At 34.4% G+C, this 15,004-nt stretch carries 13 protein-coding genes; all 13 read right to left on the bottom strand.

What is annotated here, in order from left to right:
• Window positions 1-74: 74 nt before the first annotated feature.
• A complete protein-coding gene (gene tagD, locus AC1MEO_RS17680; protein ID WP_480332937.1) occupies window positions 75-467 on the bottom strand; it encodes a glycerol-3-phosphate cytidylyltransferase in 393 nt (130 codons plus the stop codon).
• 979 nt (window positions 468-1,446) lie between these two features.
• On the bottom strand, window positions 1,447-2,823 hold the full coding sequence (locus AC1MEO_RS17675) for a UDP-glucose dehydrogenase family protein (protein ID WP_480332935.1): 1,377 nt from the start codon (window positions 2,821-2,823) through the stop codon (window positions 1,447-1,449).
• A 110-nt stretch (window positions 2,824-2,933) separates the two neighbouring features.
• Entirely contained in the window at window positions 2,934-4,124 is a 1,191-nt protein-coding gene (locus tag AC1MEO_RS17670; RefSeq protein WP_480332933.1) for a CDP-glycerol glycerophosphotransferase family protein, read from the bottom strand.
• An 11-nt stretch (window positions 4,125-4,135) separates the two neighbouring features.
• Window positions 4,136-5,611, bottom strand: a complete 1,476-nt coding sequence (locus AC1MEO_RS17665; protein WP_480332931.1) for a lipopolysaccharide biosynthesis protein — start codon at window positions 5,609-5,611, stop codon at window positions 4,136-4,138.
• Window positions 5,612-6,781 (bottom strand): O-antigen ligase family protein, encoded by a 1,170-nt coding sequence (locus tag AC1MEO_RS17660; RefSeq protein WP_480332929.1) that lies wholly within the window; start codon window positions 6,779-6,781, stop codon window positions 5,612-5,614. It lies immediately after the preceding gene.
• A 76-nt stretch (window positions 6,782-6,857) separates the two neighbouring features.
• Window positions 6,858-7,946 (bottom strand): CapA family protein, encoded by a 1,089-nt coding sequence (locus tag AC1MEO_RS17655; protein WP_480332926.1) that lies wholly within the window; start codon window positions 7,944-7,946, stop codon window positions 6,858-6,860.
• 18 nt (window positions 7,947-7,964) lie between these two features.
• Window positions 7,965-8,867 carry an ATP-grasp fold amidoligase family protein gene (locus AC1MEO_RS17650; RefSeq protein WP_480332924.1) on the bottom strand — a complete coding sequence of 301 codons (903 nt, stop codon included), beginning with the start codon at window positions 8,865-8,867 and terminating at the stop codon, window positions 7,965-7,967.
• Window positions 8,857-9,978: a glycosyltransferase family 4 protein gene (locus AC1MEO_RS17645; RefSeq protein ID WP_480332922.1), complete on the bottom strand. Its 1,122-nt coding sequence runs from the start codon at window positions 9,976-9,978 to the stop codon at window positions 8,857-8,859. The genes AC1MEO_RS17650 and AC1MEO_RS17645 overlap by 11 nt, the downstream gene beginning before the upstream one ends.
• A gap of 19 nt (window positions 9,979-9,997) precedes the next feature.
• The gene (locus AC1MEO_RS17640) at window positions 9,998-10,858 is read right to left on the bottom strand and encodes an NAD-dependent epimerase/dehydratase family protein (protein ID WP_480332920.1); all 861 of its coding nucleotides are present in this window, start codon (window positions 10,856-10,858) and stop codon (window positions 9,998-10,000) included.
• Between the two features lie 19 nt (window positions 10,859-10,877).
• Entirely contained in the window at window positions 10,878-11,480 is a 603-nt protein-coding gene (locus tag AC1MEO_RS17635; protein ID WP_480332918.1) for a sugar transferase, read from the bottom strand.
• Window positions 11,481-11,521: 41 nt separating this feature from the next.
• Window positions 11,522-13,357 (bottom strand): polysaccharide biosynthesis protein, encoded by a 1,836-nt coding sequence (locus tag AC1MEO_RS17630; protein ID WP_480332916.1) that lies wholly within the window; start codon window positions 13,355-13,357, stop codon window positions 11,522-11,524.
• Window positions 13,358-13,482: 125 nt separating this feature from the next.
• Entirely contained in the window at window positions 13,483-14,250 is a 768-nt protein-coding gene (locus tag AC1MEO_RS17625; RefSeq protein WP_480332914.1) for a tyrosine-protein phosphatase, read from the bottom strand.
• Window positions 14,251-14,299: 49 nt separating this feature from the next.
• A complete protein-coding gene (locus AC1MEO_RS17620) occupies window positions 14,300-15,001 on the bottom strand; it encodes a CpsD/CapB family tyrosine-protein kinase (RefSeq protein WP_480332912.1) in 702 nt (233 codons plus the stop codon).
• Window positions 15,002-15,004 lie beyond the last annotated feature (3 nt).

Below are 15,004 nucleotides of genomic sequence, written 5' to 3'. Positions count from 1 at the left end.
TTTAAGGCCTTCATAAGTACCTTTCTGTTTTCTACTGGAACTAACAATTCATAGTAAGAAAAGAGCTTATTTACTTATCGAAGATTAAAAAGATCATTTTTAATTTTTGTAGTGGAGATATCTTCAGTACGTGGTAAGTAAACTACATCACAATACTCTGTTAGGTCATCGAATTTACCATACCAATCTGAACCCATGACGAATAATTCGATTCCATTCGATTCGATATCGTTTACTTTTTGGCTCCAGTTATGTTCCGGAATGACTTCATCCACATATTTAATAGCCTCAAGAATCATTTTTCGTTCTTCAAAAGAATGGTATGCCGCTTTACCTTTAATAGAGTTGAACTCATCAGAAGATAACCCAACAATTAGATAAGCGCCTAAGTCTTTTGCTCTTTTTAATATATTGATATGACCATGGTGTAATAAGTCGAATGTTCCATAGGTAATTACTTTTTTCATTTATTTGTTCACTCCAAAATTGCTTATTTTCTCACGCTGCTTAATATATTATTTATATTAAATATCTATATCTAGGGATTAAAATACCTATTATAAATATTTTCTGAGAATAAATATACAGGAAATATATTTAATTTTAATTCAACCTTCTAATACCCCTCGCATTGTTGATTAGCTTTTAATACAAAATAATTGAGAGATTTTATGTAAAAAGCTAATCTTAATTACAATTAATCTCAATTATAAACAAGTATAAATTTAAAGCGCGATAAAAAAATCAACGTAGTTTGGTATGAAGGCATTTTTTTGTTTAAAAAACCCTTCAAAAAAAGGTGTTTCTAGCGGGTTTACGGTTCTCCCTCAAAAATTGAAATCTAAAATAATATATGATTTACCTAAGTATTAGATGTTAAATCTATCAGACTGTCGATCCCCTTAACATTGAAACCCTACTCCCAAGATAATAAGTACCACTCAATTTTTCACTACCTGTTATATTGTTTTTAGGAATATGGGTTTACATACCAGTTAGTAGAATACTATTTTAAAATGCAAATTCTACATTAAACTTAATGTTAGATTCTTTGCAATAATAAAGTGTCGGCGGAAATCATTCCTTACATATCGTAACGGCAAAAAAGGCACTTTTTTCAGTAATTATTGCTTTGTACTTACGGCATTTAAGAAAGTTTTTTTTCAATACTTGGATATTAATGCTAATCAACACAAGTATAGGAGGTCGATACTTATCTAACTTCATTCTGTCCAAAAGAAATTTAAGCTTTCAATATTGACCTTCTTCAAAGACTTTAATTTCTAGTATTTTGATATTACAAACAATATCAATCACTAAATTCTTGTAATCTATGCTTTATAGTTGTTGTGGGTTGAATCCGACGGCTTCTTCCAAATTTATTATTCTTTTTGCCAAATAAAATTGAATAAAACCAACTACGCCTGTAATCTTAAATAAGTCTTATCAAAATTGAGAGCTTTGTAGCTCAATTCTCTTAAACTCCTTCAAACCTTTCTTATTGGCTGGAGATCGTCCTATAGAATAATACTCGACTCCGGATTTTTCCATGTGTTCCACACTATGCAAATTTCTACCATCGTAAACCAAAGGTGTTCTCATTAGGTCTTTAAATGCTTCCGGCTCAACCGCTTTTACTTCTCGCCATTCAGTGAAGATAAAGCAGACATTGGCATCTTTTAAAGCTTCTTCTGCACTATCCACATATGTAATTGTACCTTTTCCGTTGACTCCTTCAGGATGTACTTTTGAAAAATTATCCATACCAACTGGATCAAATGCATAAACATTTGCTCCTTGAGCTAATAACAGTGGAATATTTTCAAGTGAAGGGGCCTCTCTTAAATCGTCAGTTCCAGGCTTAAAAGTTAATCCAAGAACAGCCACCTTTAATCCATTCAAAGTTATCAAGCGGTTAGTTGCTTTTTTGTATAACAAAGTCTTTTGGTCTTTATTGACATCAATAGCAGCTTTGATGGTTTTTAGTTCATAACCATTTTGTGTTGCCAAATAATCTAACGCTTTAGTATCTTTTGGAAAACAAGAACCACCATAACCAATGCCTGCATTCAAGAATTTCCCACCTATGCGGTCATCAAAACTCATGCCTAGCGCCACATCCTGAACATCTGCCCCCACCAATTCACAAAGATTAGCAATATCGTTCATATAAGAAATCTTCAGTGCTAAAAAATCGTTAGAAGCGTATTTAATCATCTCAGCCGATCGTCGATTAACAGCCACAATTGGTAAATTAAAAGGTTCGTAAATCTTTTTCAATAAATTTTCTGCCCATTCGCTTTCCGTTCCAATAATAACGCGTTTTGCAAATAATGTGTCATGGACAGCTGATCCTTGAGCCAAAAACTCGGGATTTGATGCAACTTCTACTTTCACATTATTCACAAGAAAATCATAGATAAACTGTTCAACTTTATCGTTTGTACCAACTGGAACTGTAGATTTGACAACTATCAAACAATCTTTCTCCACGTTCTCAGCAATTTGCCTTGCAACCGTTGCTATGTATGAGAGATTTGCAGATCCATCTTCATTTTCTGGAGTTCCTACTCCTATGAATACCGCGTCTACATCTTTATACGCTGCTTTAAAGTCAGTAGTGTAATCGATTTTTCCAAGTTCGTAGTTCTTCTTCATTAGCTCTTCCAAATCTTCTTCATAAATAGGAGAGATGCCAGATTTCATAATTTTAACTTTATCTTCATCAATATCAACACACGTTACTTTATGACCCATTTCGGCGAAACAGACACCGGCTACTAAACCGACATAGCCTGTTCCTGCTACTGCTATTTTTAACATGGCACTATCTCCAATTTTTTTATTTTTAACTAGAATTTAAAGTTACAATTCCCTTATAAATATCGTATTATAACTATAAAACTAAAACTAAAACTATTTATCATATAACATCAACACTCTGCTATATATTTGACAACTTCTTTGGAAGTATTTCCAGTTTCTATAGTTCCATAAAAATCCAAAATATCTGCACAATTTTTTCTAATTTCATCTTCCTGCATATTTTCAATAAAGCTAAGTATATCTTTCTGATTAAAAGCCACGTTAAATGGCGACTTATCTATATCAAAATAAAAACTTCGATCCTTTTTAATATATTCTTTTCTGTCACTTTGATATAAAAGAATTGGTCGATTTAATAATGCAAAATCACCTGCACTTGAAGAATAATCTGTTATTAACATATTTGAAATTAATAGTAATTCACTCATATCTTCATAAGCGCTCACGTCTATAAATTTTTCGTTTATTGGAATCCCGTCCAAACCTTTCACTGCACTATGTGCTCTATATAAAACAACCCACTCTTGTTTCGTTTTTCTCTCTAAATGTGAAATGATTTCATTCCAATCTACTTCTACAGATACCTGTAATTTACCTTTAGACGTCGCATCTCTTCTCAAAGTAGGGGCAAAAAGCAAAATATTCATATCGGATTTTATCATTAACGACTTCTTAATCTTCTTATTATCTTCAAAATTAGCATTGATAAGAATATCATTTCTAGGAGATCCATTTTTTAATATTAGACCTTCGTAGCGAAAAGCACTCTTATAAACATTATCAGCATAATCAGAACCAGAAAGAACTAAATCACAAATCTTATTTTCAATATATTTGGTACTTTCATCTGCGAATGGAGAATCATATAAAACTTTTTTAAAGCCTCTATCACCGTGCCACGTATGAATATAAATTTGTTTTTTACTTTTGTATAAGTAAGTAGGCTTATTAAAGTTATCTACCCATACTTTAGAAGTAGCTAATTCTGCAAATGCTTTTATCGAGTTTTTATTGATACATTCAATGTAATTAGGAACTATACTACCTTTTGCTTTGACGTCATTAAATAACCATATTTGCTTTTTTTCTGGATACATTTCGTGTAATTTTTCAGAAATAGCCTTTGGGTTATCAGAGTATGACTTACCCACAAAACTTATAAAAACAACTTTTTCCTCGTTGATTCCTTTTGTTTTATTAACTATAAACATATAACTTTTTATAATTACAGAACTAAATAAAAGTACTATTTTTTTTAATAAAGGTATGTTCTTAATGTTTCTTAAAACCTTTGCCATGTCTATACCTCCTATTTACCTAATTTTTTAAACCTTGTGTAGAATACCCTTTTAATGATTTTATGATTTTTCAAAAATAAAAATGCCACATAAATAATGAGTATTAATACTTTAAATATTATATTTAATATGCTTAGCTCATTCTCGTAAATTGTATAACTTAAACTAAGTCCAATACCTAAAAAAATCCAGCTTATACAAACTACTCTCAACATTCCACTAAATTTAAAGCCTACATTATATTTTTTCCTGCTCATCTCAACTACAATAGAAACAACTACAATTTTAGCGATAAAGAAAGCTAAAGCAGCACCATACATACCATATTTTGGTATCAGTACAAATGCCAAAATTATATCTGTAAAACTCCCTAGTATAGTAGCATAAAATATTTTCTTTGAAGCTTCTCTAAAATAAAACAGTATATTAGCATAAAAATAATAAATTGATTTTATAGAATATGCTGCAATGAGTATAGGAATGGTTTTCCAGGCATTAGCATAATTTTCATCAGTAATTAGAATAAGTATTTCTTGAGAAAAAAGACCTAATAGAACATAAAATAAAGAATAGATAGTTAATAGGTGCATAGAAAAATTAACGATTTCTTCTTTTTTGGATACTTCATTTTTTTTTAATGTATCAAAAAACCAGGGCATTACAGCTCTATTCACTGCTGTTTGAATTAAATCAACCACTCCTCCAAATTGAGAAGCTACACTATATAAACCTACGAGAGTCAAATTACCGCTATTATTTAGAAAGATTCTTGAGAAAAATGTTGCTATATAAGTAGAGATATTATGTGGCATTATGGGTATAGAGTACTTTAATGAATCTAAAAGAATAGCTCTATCCATACAAAATGTAATTAAATTATTCTTTTTAAGATAAATAATCATGTATATAGAATAACCAACATCTATTATTAAAATTGAAAATAATATCCCCATTACACCATAGTCTAAAATATAAAGAAAAAATAAATTCAAAGAAACTTGTAAAGTGAAAACAATTAAATTAATTTTAGTTAATAATATACCTTTTTGCATACTCTCTAGAATATTTTGGTGGATTGTATGAAAACATGTAAAAGTAATTGTTATTAATGTAATCAAAATAACCGGATAAAAAGTAGCCCCTTTAAAAAAATAAGTTGTTAATAAATCATTGAAGATTAACATCAAGATAAAAAACAGAGAGCCCGATAAGAAAATAAAGTTAAGTATGGTACCATAAAATCTCTTCAATATTTCTCTATTATCTTTATATTCCGTATAAAACCTTACAATTGCTGAATATAATGAAAAACCCACTATATATAAGGCTACACTAGAAAAATTGTTTAATAGTGCTACAACACCATATTCCTCAGGTGTAATAAATAAGGTATAGATCGGCAGTAAAAAAAAACTTACCCCTTTAACTAGTAAATTACTAATTGTATATAAAATAGAGTTTTGCAAAACTTTCACTTTAGAATTCATTTATATACCTTCCTCTTCGATACTTGATATCTTAAATGAATTCAATTTCACATTAAATAAGCAATAGTAATAAAATAATATTAAAAATATCCAGATTGGTAATCTTCTTAATATATCTCCGCCTAGTATATAAGCCATCATTGCTAGTAAAGCTCCAATTATAATCGGATTTTTTTTACATATGCTAAATATTTTTTTCAAAAGATAGATAAATGCTATTAAACCAAAAATGCCTGCTTGTAAAAATACCGTGAGAAATGTCTGGTGCGCATCTATATATCTATTATTAATATAACTATGCGCTCCTGGTCCATATCCTAGAAAGACAGATTCAAATGCTTTATCAAGACCATATGTATATATTGATTGTCTTGCCCCACCACCGTCGTTGCTTGTAAAAAAGGTAGTTATATAATTTAATATAGGATTCCAAAAAAATAGCATAATAATAAAAGGTATTATACTTATAAAAATTAAAACTATTCTTTTCATTTTAGGCTCTTCTATTTTAATAATAAAACTTACTACAGCTAAGGCAATACCACCTATGATAAAGCCTATCAAGACTTTAGTGGATCCTGTACTTATACCTAAAACAACATTGGAAATCACCAAACTAAGAATACCAATTTTTTTTAGTTTATTTTTTTGTTCAACTAACAATTTTAATCCTAAAAAAGGTAAAGGCAATATAAACATCGCTGTATGATGTGGATTCGAAGCCAAAGGTACAAAGAAATCATAGTAAAGCAAGGAAAACCCTAATAACGAATTGGTAAATCTGCTTATCAAATATAAAATAAGTAACATTAAACTTGTGAATATAAAAATTTTATTCAATAAACTATTTAAATTAATACTTTTTACATTCAATATTATTATTTCTAATGTAAAACAAGCTATCAATATTAAAATATAAGCGAAGGAATCAAAAAGCATAGAAAAGCTCGTACCACTAAGATGGTTTAAAATAATGTAATTGTACGCAGATCCTAAAAAACTTAGAAATAAGAAAAGAATCCAAAACTTAGTGAAAATGAAGTATTTTTTATTTTTAAAATCGATTTTTATATTCTTGTTTAAAATTAATATTACAAAAAGAGAAATTAAAATTATTTCTGGAAGCCCAACATTGCTAATTCTGATTAATGTATATGGTGTGAAAAACATCGCCACAAATATCATATTCGAGTAAAAAGTAGATTTAATCTCATTATTTATTGTATTCAGAACAACTCACCACATTCTAATTAATGTAATCTTTAACATGCTTTTTGTATAATTTCTTATTTTTATAAAGATCAAATATAATTCCTACTGTTCTAATATTTAGACGTTTTAAATACCAATTGAAATCACGTTTTAACTTACGCTTATTAATGAAAAGATTAATAGATTTATTTCTTTGTTGACTATACTCTTCTTTATTCAGTTCTAAATAACTAGAATACTCTTTAATCTCACTAATAATTTCGGGATTATTCCCAATATTCATCTTTTTATCCCCTGCATAAAGAGGAACAGTTTCATAATCAACAACTTTATTATTTTGAATTTCCAAAACGAGTATAAATGATTTTTTATTTTCTTCTGTTTGCTTTACTAAAGGTTCCAGTGATTTATCAGTATAAACATCGTCGAAACAGAAATTCCCAAGACTATATGCAATTAGTGACTCATTAATATTTTCAATACCTTGCATAACATGTGGATGGTGCCCATAAAAGACATGAGGAATTTTCGAAGTTAACTTTCTAGCGAGTTCTATATGGTCATAATTAGGATAGTTTATATGCTCCTGTCCAAAGTGCAAACTTGTAATATTGAAAAATCCTTCTTGGTCATTTTTTATTAGTTTCTTTTCGATTTCATCGCCATCTAATATATTTATTCCCTTATTCGTTTTTGAATTATAATATCCTAACCCATTAGTTGAATAACAACAATATCCAGAAAAAGCAATCTTATTATTATTTTTTTCCACAAAAAGTTGCTTATTTTCTATACCAAAGTAAGGTATATTATTTTCCTTTAAAACTTCCTTTGTTGAATTATAACCATCATCTCCATAATCAAAGATATGATTATTAGACAAGTTAACAGCATCTATATTTAAATATTTTAACAACTGTACGTTACCAATATCAGATTTGATGAACGCTGACTTATAACCTTCCGGTGTATTAGATTCGCAAAAAGGGGTTTCTAGATTACCTACTACATAATCATATTCTTTTAACGTATTCGCAACGTCTTTAAAATAATCAAGTATTTCGTTGTTTTTTATTGAATATTTTCCGAAAAAAGCAATGTCCCCCAATAAAGCAACTTTCATTTTCATTCTCCTCTAATTCTATTTTATCTTTATGTCCTCTATTTTAAATTTATCGCCTAATATAAAATCGAAATCATCCGATATATAACTTTGATATCCTCCTGCAGTATAAAAAGTTAATTCCCCAAAATAAATTCTTCCATCCACATTATACAGATCTACTCTTACATGAGGAAAATCCCGTGATAGTGTCTCAGCAATTTGCTTCATTTTGTCAAAGTTTTTTGGTTTAGAAATATTAGTATTTATCTTTCTTATGTCTGCTCTTTTATAAGGCAATTGATTAAACTCAGTATCGAAAATACCTAATCCTATTCCTTTACTCAAAAAACGTTCTACAATCACATATAGAGAGAAAGGTTTTCCATTAAAACAGAAAAACTTATAATCGACTAAATCTTCATTTTGATCTTTCTCTAAGTACTCTTCACAAATAATTTTAGGTTTTATATCATAGTAGGCCCACTCTCGACCCATTTTTCCATCCCAAGCATTTATCCATTCATTAAGCGTCTTTTTTGTTAGTTCTATATTAAGTTGCGATTTATCTTGACAAATAATATTAGTGTGACTACCATTATTTGTCTTCAATACAAACTTTGATGGAAGGGCCTCAAAGTCTATCTCTTCAGCTTTATCATATACGCCATATAGTGGCACTAAAATATTTTCTAAATCTTTATCAGCTATATACTCACGTACTTTGTATTTATCGGAGCATTGTATCATAAGTGGATCGCGATAATATAATTTATACCACTGCAGTTTCTCAGTAAATCTTTTAGGTTTCTTTAAATTTAAATTTCTACTTTGAGAAATTCTATATTGAAATTTAATCATCATTTTATCTGGAATGAAATCAGTCAATTTCAATATTTTTAATCGTAAATTTTTGTTAGGAATCAACTTTTTATAATCCACTTTGTATCCCCTTAACTGTTTGAATTTCTTTCATATATGCATTAATCACGATGTCTCTATCATACTCTTTTTTTACTTTTTCCCTTGAATTACGTCCCATTTCCTTTTTCTGTTCATAAGATTTATTAATAAATTCTTCGATTTTCAAAACCAAACTTCCAGTATTTTTTCTTTCGAAAATATATCCATTAACGCCCTCTTCAATTGTTTCTCTACAACCTGCTATATTAGAAGCGATTAAAACTCTACCCATTGCAGCAGTCTCTAGTAAAACATTAGATAGTCCTTCTCCACCATGTGAAGGTTGCACCAAGCAACTTGCGTCTTTTATGAATGGTCTCACATCAGATTGATATCCAAGATAATTAACGGAACCTTCGAGTTTGTATTTCTGAATTAAATCATTAAAGTGAATTTGTGATTTTTCAATGAATCCAATAACATTAAAATTTACATTGGGATATTTCCCTTTTATTTCTTTAGCAGCCTCTAAATATTGTTCTATCCCTTTATCTCGCATAATTCTACCGATAAAAATAAAATTCAATTTCCCTTCAGGTGGATATTCTACAAACTCATATTCTTTTAGATTAACTCCCGAACCGGGAATTAATTTATAAGGACCTTTTACGATATTATTTTCCACTAAAGTATTCATGTCCTCTGTATTTTGGAAGAATACACATTTAGATTTTTTTAAGCCTACTTTATATAAATTAATTAGTAGAACTTTTAATGCATAGTTACCGTTAAAGCCACTTCCTAGTCCTGTGATGTTGTTAATACAGGGAATCCCCTGCATTCTACAAGCTATACCACCGTACAAATTAGGCTTTATAGTGTATGTAAGTACCACATCCGGTTTTATATCTTTCAATATTTTTACGTAATGACCAACTAATTTTAAATCTGTCGCTGGATTTGTTCCTCTTCTGTCTACATTTGTTTCAATAAACTTGCATCCCCAACTAATCATTACATCAACTTTTTCATCGTATGGAAGAGATATATATACCTCATAGCCATCATTTAATAATCTTCGAATTAACTCTTTACGGAAGTTATAGATTACAAAACCATGATTACCTAATAATAGAACTTTTTTTTTCATAATAAGATCGGCCACCTATTTACATACTTTTTTTCAAAGATTCTTTTAAATTCCTAACTTGATAATCTTCTTTATATTGACTAATACTCACGTCATAAATTAAATTACCGAAAACTTTATTAACAACGTTAACTTTTCCAATTAGTGGACTAAGAAAGCAATTAAAGATTTTTATAAGTTTTATATTTTTTCCGCTTTCTTCAGCAATAATCTTAACCATCTCACTTGTCTTTACATATTCCTTATTTTGTGGAAAAAACAATCCGTGCTCTTCATTTATAATCATAAGTTTTAAAAACTCACTAAGATTGTCAATATGAAGCATACTACGCTGATTATCAAAGTCAGGAAATATCGGAAGGACTTTGGCTGCTTTAGCCAATTTCGGATAATTCCCTTTCGAGTTCTTTCCATAAATCATAGGAGGTCTAATAACAGCAACTTTAAAATCTTTACTTTTAAGAAGTTTTAAGCCTTCCTCTGCTTGAAGCTTACTATTTCCGTAGAAGTTACTCGGTTTCGGATTTGTATTTCGATCAATAACTCTCTTATTGCTATTACTATCTCCATATACGATGATGCTACTCATAAAAATAAATTGTTTAACACCTTGGCTTTTTGCATATTCTGCAACTTCAATTGTAAGGTCACGATTCACTTTATAGTATTGCTCTTCCATTTTAGGATCTGTAGAGACATGAGCAATTCCAGCAACATGCAGTACAGAATCATACGAGGAAAAGTTCTTCTTTTTCCAATCATTTTCTCGTACAGATACCTCTTCTACTTCATACTTGTCAGACCATTGACTTAACCATTCTATAAAGTTCGTTCCTACATAGCTCCCTTGCCCGGTAATTAAAATTCTTTTTTTGCTCATGTCTCATACACCTTTTGTATTAAGAATTTTTATTTGTTAAGTTCGTACCTTCTTTAACGCCATCACTTTTCAAAACACTAAAGACAGTCCCAAAGAATATCTTAAAGTCCAACACCGGACTCATCTTCTCAACATACTCTCCATCAATCTTCGCCTTAACCACAATCGCCAACTCGTCCCTGCCGCTAATCTGAGCCAAGCCGGTCAAACCAGGTAAAATATCATTCGCCTTATACTTATCCCGCTCCGCAATCAGATCATACTGATTCCAAAGCGCAGGCCGCGGACCAATTATGCTCATTTCACCTTTTAAAATATTAAATAACTGAGGCAGCTCATCTAAACTGGTCTTACGTAAAAACTTGCCTGTTTTCGTAATGAAAAAGTCAGGTTTTTCCAGCAAGTGAGTTGGCATATCGTTAGGTGTATCGATTTTCATAGTTCGGAATTTCAGGATATTAAAATTCTTCTTGTCTTTACCAATTCTTTTCTGTCTAAAAAGGATTGGACCTGGTGAGTCTATCTTTATGAAAATACATAGAAGTAGAAAAATAGGAGATAGACCAATAATAATTAATAGTGATAAAGAGAAATCTACAATTCTTTTCGTAAATGAGAACATCATGTTCTCCTTTCTATCTGCAAATTTTCTTATTATTTTATTTAAGCAGACCCAACTTCAACTTCTGGAGTTGCTACATTCTTCCGATTAGCCAAGGTCACAAGCACGTCCTTAACCTCATCATTCCCCATCTCAGGCAACTTCTCCAACAGGTAAGTCAACTCACCCTCACTCACCGGATTCGCCTTCCCAATATAAATCTTCGGAAATACCTGCTCGGTCTGGATTTCGTTTTCATTCAACAGTTCTTCAAACAGCTTCTCCCCCGGACGGATCCCAGAAAAATTGATGCCGATTTCGCCTTCTGAATAACCAGACAAGCGGATCAAGTTCTGTGCCAAGTCGACAATCTTCACAGGTTCGCCCATATCCAGCACAAACACTTCCCCGCCTTCAGCCAGCGTACCGGCTTGGATAACAAGTCGTGATGCTTCTGGAATGGTCATGAAGTAGCGCGTCATGCGTGGATCCGTCACCGTAATGGGACCACCGGCCGCAATTTGTTTCTTGAACAACGGGATAACCGATCCACGGGAACCCAGTACATTGCCAAAGCGCACCGCTGCGAATTTCGTGTCGCTGCGTTTCGCCAGGTTTTGGACGATCATCTCGGCAAAGCGTTTTGTCGCGCCCATGACGTTCGGCGGATTTACCGCTTTATCGGTGGAGACCATGACGAAATTGCCGACGCCGCTCAAATGTGCGGCTTCTGCTACGTTTTTCGTGCCGTAGACATTGTTCTTGACCGCTTCCATCGGATTGCCTTCCATCAACGGCACATGCTTATGCGCCGCTGCGTGGTAAACCACATCCGGTTTGTAGGTCTCCATGATTTCCAGGATGCGTTCACGGTCTTGGACGTCTGCGATGATCGGGATGATTTCCGTATCGGGAGGCAGTTTTTGGCGCAGTTCCATATCAATTAGATAGATGGAGTTTTCCCCGTGTCCTAAAAGCAAGAGTTTTTTCGGTCCGAAGCGCGCAATCTGGCGCGAGATTTCAGAGCCGATCGAACCGCCTGCACCCGTGACAAGAATCGTTTTGCTGGTCAGCTGATTGGCGATTTTGTCCATATCGAGTTTGACTTCATCGCGCCCTAAAAGGTCTTCAATCTTGACGTCCTGAATATCCGTTACGGACACTTTCCCCGTCATGATGTCTTCAATGAGCGGGATGGTCTGTGTCCGGACACCAGAGTCCATGCAGGTTTTGATCAGCTCGGCCGTTTCCTGCTTGCCGAGTGACGGAATGGCGATGATGATGGTGTCAATTTTATTGTCCTTGGCGATGTCGGCAACGTCCTTTGTGTTGCCGTTGACCACTCGGACACCGTAAATATCTAGGCCTTGCTTGTTCTTGTCGTCATCGACGTACAAGACCGGAAGCAAGCCGTTTTCCGGATTCGCCAGCAATTGGCGGGCCACTAAGCTGCCCGCTTTCCCGGCACCCACTACTAAAGTTCGCTTCAGCTCTGAATCTTTGGATTTCATCTTTTTGTCGCGGAACAATCGCCATGACAAGCGCGATCCGCCGATCAAGATCAGATGCAGCATCCACGTGATGGCCAAAGCACGGAACAGTACGTCGCCTCTGTACAGGTATTGCACGACGCCGATTGCCACAATCGACCAGCTGACCGCCTTGAAGATGGACGTCAACTCCCCAATCGAAGCGTATTCCCAAACTTTTCGGTACAAGCCGTAATACATGGCCAGTGCGTGGTGGGCAACGAAAATGGTTAAGGCACTGGCGAGAAGAAATTTGTTTTGCAGTACATCATTATAGGGGTACAGCACATAATAGCCGACAAAAATTGAGAAAAAAACAATTAGTGAGTCGGCAATCAGTAATAAAGAAACGCGGTTTTTCAGAGACATAGGGTCAATCCTTTCGTAATCCAGTACTATATTCATATATACGCAAAAATCTTATCTAACTCTAACATACTATGAAATGGAAATGATAGGATTTTTTAAACAAAATAATACTTTTTTATTATTTATTAAGCAAATATATTCCACCATTTGCCTTTACGGATGTCTTCTGGCTCTAATACATGTAAATGGTCATCCAGGAGGATGCGCTCATTGTTCTCGAGGAAAATGTCCACCATGTCATGCTGGTTCTTCTTTTCCAGGTAATCGAGGCCTTCGTTGAACAGGAATGGACGCTTGTCCAAGCTATGGACATCCGATCCATATACATGGATCAAGTTGGCGTCGATCAGGGTCATGGCTGTGCGCTGGATCGCTTTGCCAAAGCTGCCGGCAACCGATCCGGACGTGACTTGCGCCATCGCTCCGTGGAGCAAGAGCTTCTTTAGCCGCTCTGGCTTTTCGATGATGCCTTGGTTGCGTTCGGCGTGGGCGATGATCGGCACGTAATTATTGGTGATCAATTGTTGGATGATAGGCACCGTGTAGGCTGGAATGCCGGATGACGGCAGTTCCAGCAGGACGTAACGGGACCCGGCCATCGTCAACGCTTCACCGGCGATTAAGCGTTCCGGCAATTTATCGGACAGCCGGCATTCCTGGCCGCTGTATACTTTCAAGGGAATCTGTTCTTGTGCAATATAGCTATTGACCAGCTCTAGTTGTTTTTTTAACGCTGCAAGGTTGGTTTTGAAATTCGGATGAAAAGCGTGCGGGGTGGCAATGATGCCGGTGAGTTGTTCGTCGACTGCTTTTTCAAGCATTCGCTGGGTCTGTTCCATCGTTTCCGCGCCATCATCAAGTCCGGGCAGTATATGGGCATGTGTGTCAATCATGGTTGTGTCCTCCTTTGACGCTTAAAAAAAAGTAAAAAGGAAACCCTTTTTACTCTGTATTTCCGTAATATTGATAGTAGTAATTATCTTTCGGCAGGGCAAAGTTATTTAGTACCGCCCCAATCAGGCGGCTGTTGGATGACTCGATGGCTTCTTTGGCTTTCAGCGCCATTTCTTTCTCGGTATTGCCTGAGCTGACTACGAGGATCGTGCCTTCACATTTGTTCGCGAGGATCTGTCCATCTGTTACGGATAGAACTGGCGGCGCGTCAAAGAGAATCAGGTCATACATCTCTTTCAGCTGTTCAATCAGCGCTGACATCGATTTCGAAGCAAGCAGCTCTGCAGGATTCGGCGGAATCGGACCGCACGTCATCAAGTCCAGACGTTCAACCGCTGTTGGGCGGATGACTTCCTGGATGGAATTTTGGCGTGTCAACACACTCGACAAGCCAACCGTATTCCCTATGCGGAAAGTGTAATGCGTGGTGGGTTTGCGCATATCGCCATCAACTAGCAAGACTTTCTTGCCTTCCTGTGCGAAAACGACTGCCAGGTTGGCGGCAGTGGTCGACTTTCCTTCTGACGGTGCCGCTGACGTGACAACCAAGGTGCGAATGTCTGCATCCGGTGACGAAAAGTTGATGTTGGTGCGCAAAGTACGGAATTGTTCCGCTACGAACGAACGGGGTGTTGTAAATGCGATCAGTTTACGCGCAGTTTCCTGCAGGACCTTTTTCTTTCTCGCCATGTT

It is taken from the genome of Planococcus sp. BI3, from assembly GCF_056680115.1.
Note: the sequence above shows the minus strand (reverse complement) of the source record. Positions and strands in the feature narration are given on the sequence as shown.

What these genes read in the sequence shown, in the direction of transcription:
- AC1MEO_RS17655 (WP_480332926.1), bottom strand. Translation starts at nt 7,946, where the DNA reads ATGAAAGTTGCTTTATTGGGGGACATTGCTTTTTTCGGAAAATATTCA.
- AC1MEO_RS17635 (WP_480332918.1), bottom strand. Translation starts at nt 11,480, where the DNA reads ATGTTCTCATTTACGAAAAGAATTGTAGATTTCTCTTTATCACTATTA.
- AC1MEO_RS17660 (WP_480332929.1), bottom strand. Translation starts at nt 6,781, where the DNA reads ATGTTTTTCACACCATATACATTAATCAGAATTAGCAATGTTGGGCTT.
- tagD (WP_480332937.1), bottom strand. Translation starts at nt 467, where the DNA reads ATGAAAAAAGTAATTACCTATGGAACATTCGACTTATTACACCATGGT.
- AC1MEO_RS17675 (WP_480332935.1), bottom strand. Translation starts at nt 2,823, where the DNA reads ATGTTAAAAATAGCAGTAGCAGGAACAGGCTATGTCGGTTTAGTAGCC.
- AC1MEO_RS17645 (WP_480332922.1), bottom strand. Translation starts at nt 9,978, where the DNA reads ATGAAAAAAAAAGTTCTATTATTAGGTAATCATGGTTTTGTAATCTAT.
- AC1MEO_RS17665 (WP_480332931.1), bottom strand. Translation starts at nt 5,611, where the DNA reads ATGAATTCTAAAGTGAAAGTTTTGCAAAACTCTATTTTATATACAATT.
- AC1MEO_RS17620 (WP_480332912.1), bottom strand. Translation starts at nt 15,001, where the DNA reads ATGGCGAGAAAGAAAAAGGTCCTGCAGGAAACTGCGCGTAAACTGATC.
- AC1MEO_RS17640 (WP_480332920.1), bottom strand. Translation starts at nt 10,858, where the DNA reads ATGAGCAAAAAAAGAATTTTAATTACCGGGCAAGGGAGCTATGTAGGA.
- AC1MEO_RS17625 (WP_480332914.1), bottom strand. Translation starts at nt 14,250, where the DNA reads ATGATTGACACACATGCCCATATACTGCCCGGACTTGATGATGGCGCG.
- AC1MEO_RS17630 (WP_480332916.1), bottom strand. Translation starts at nt 13,357, where the DNA reads ATGTCTCTGAAAAACCGCGTTTCTTTATTACTGATTGCCGACTCACTA.
- AC1MEO_RS17670 (WP_480332933.1), bottom strand. Translation starts at nt 4,124, where the DNA reads ATGGCAAAGGTTTTAAGAAACATTAAGAACATACCTTTATTAAAAAAA.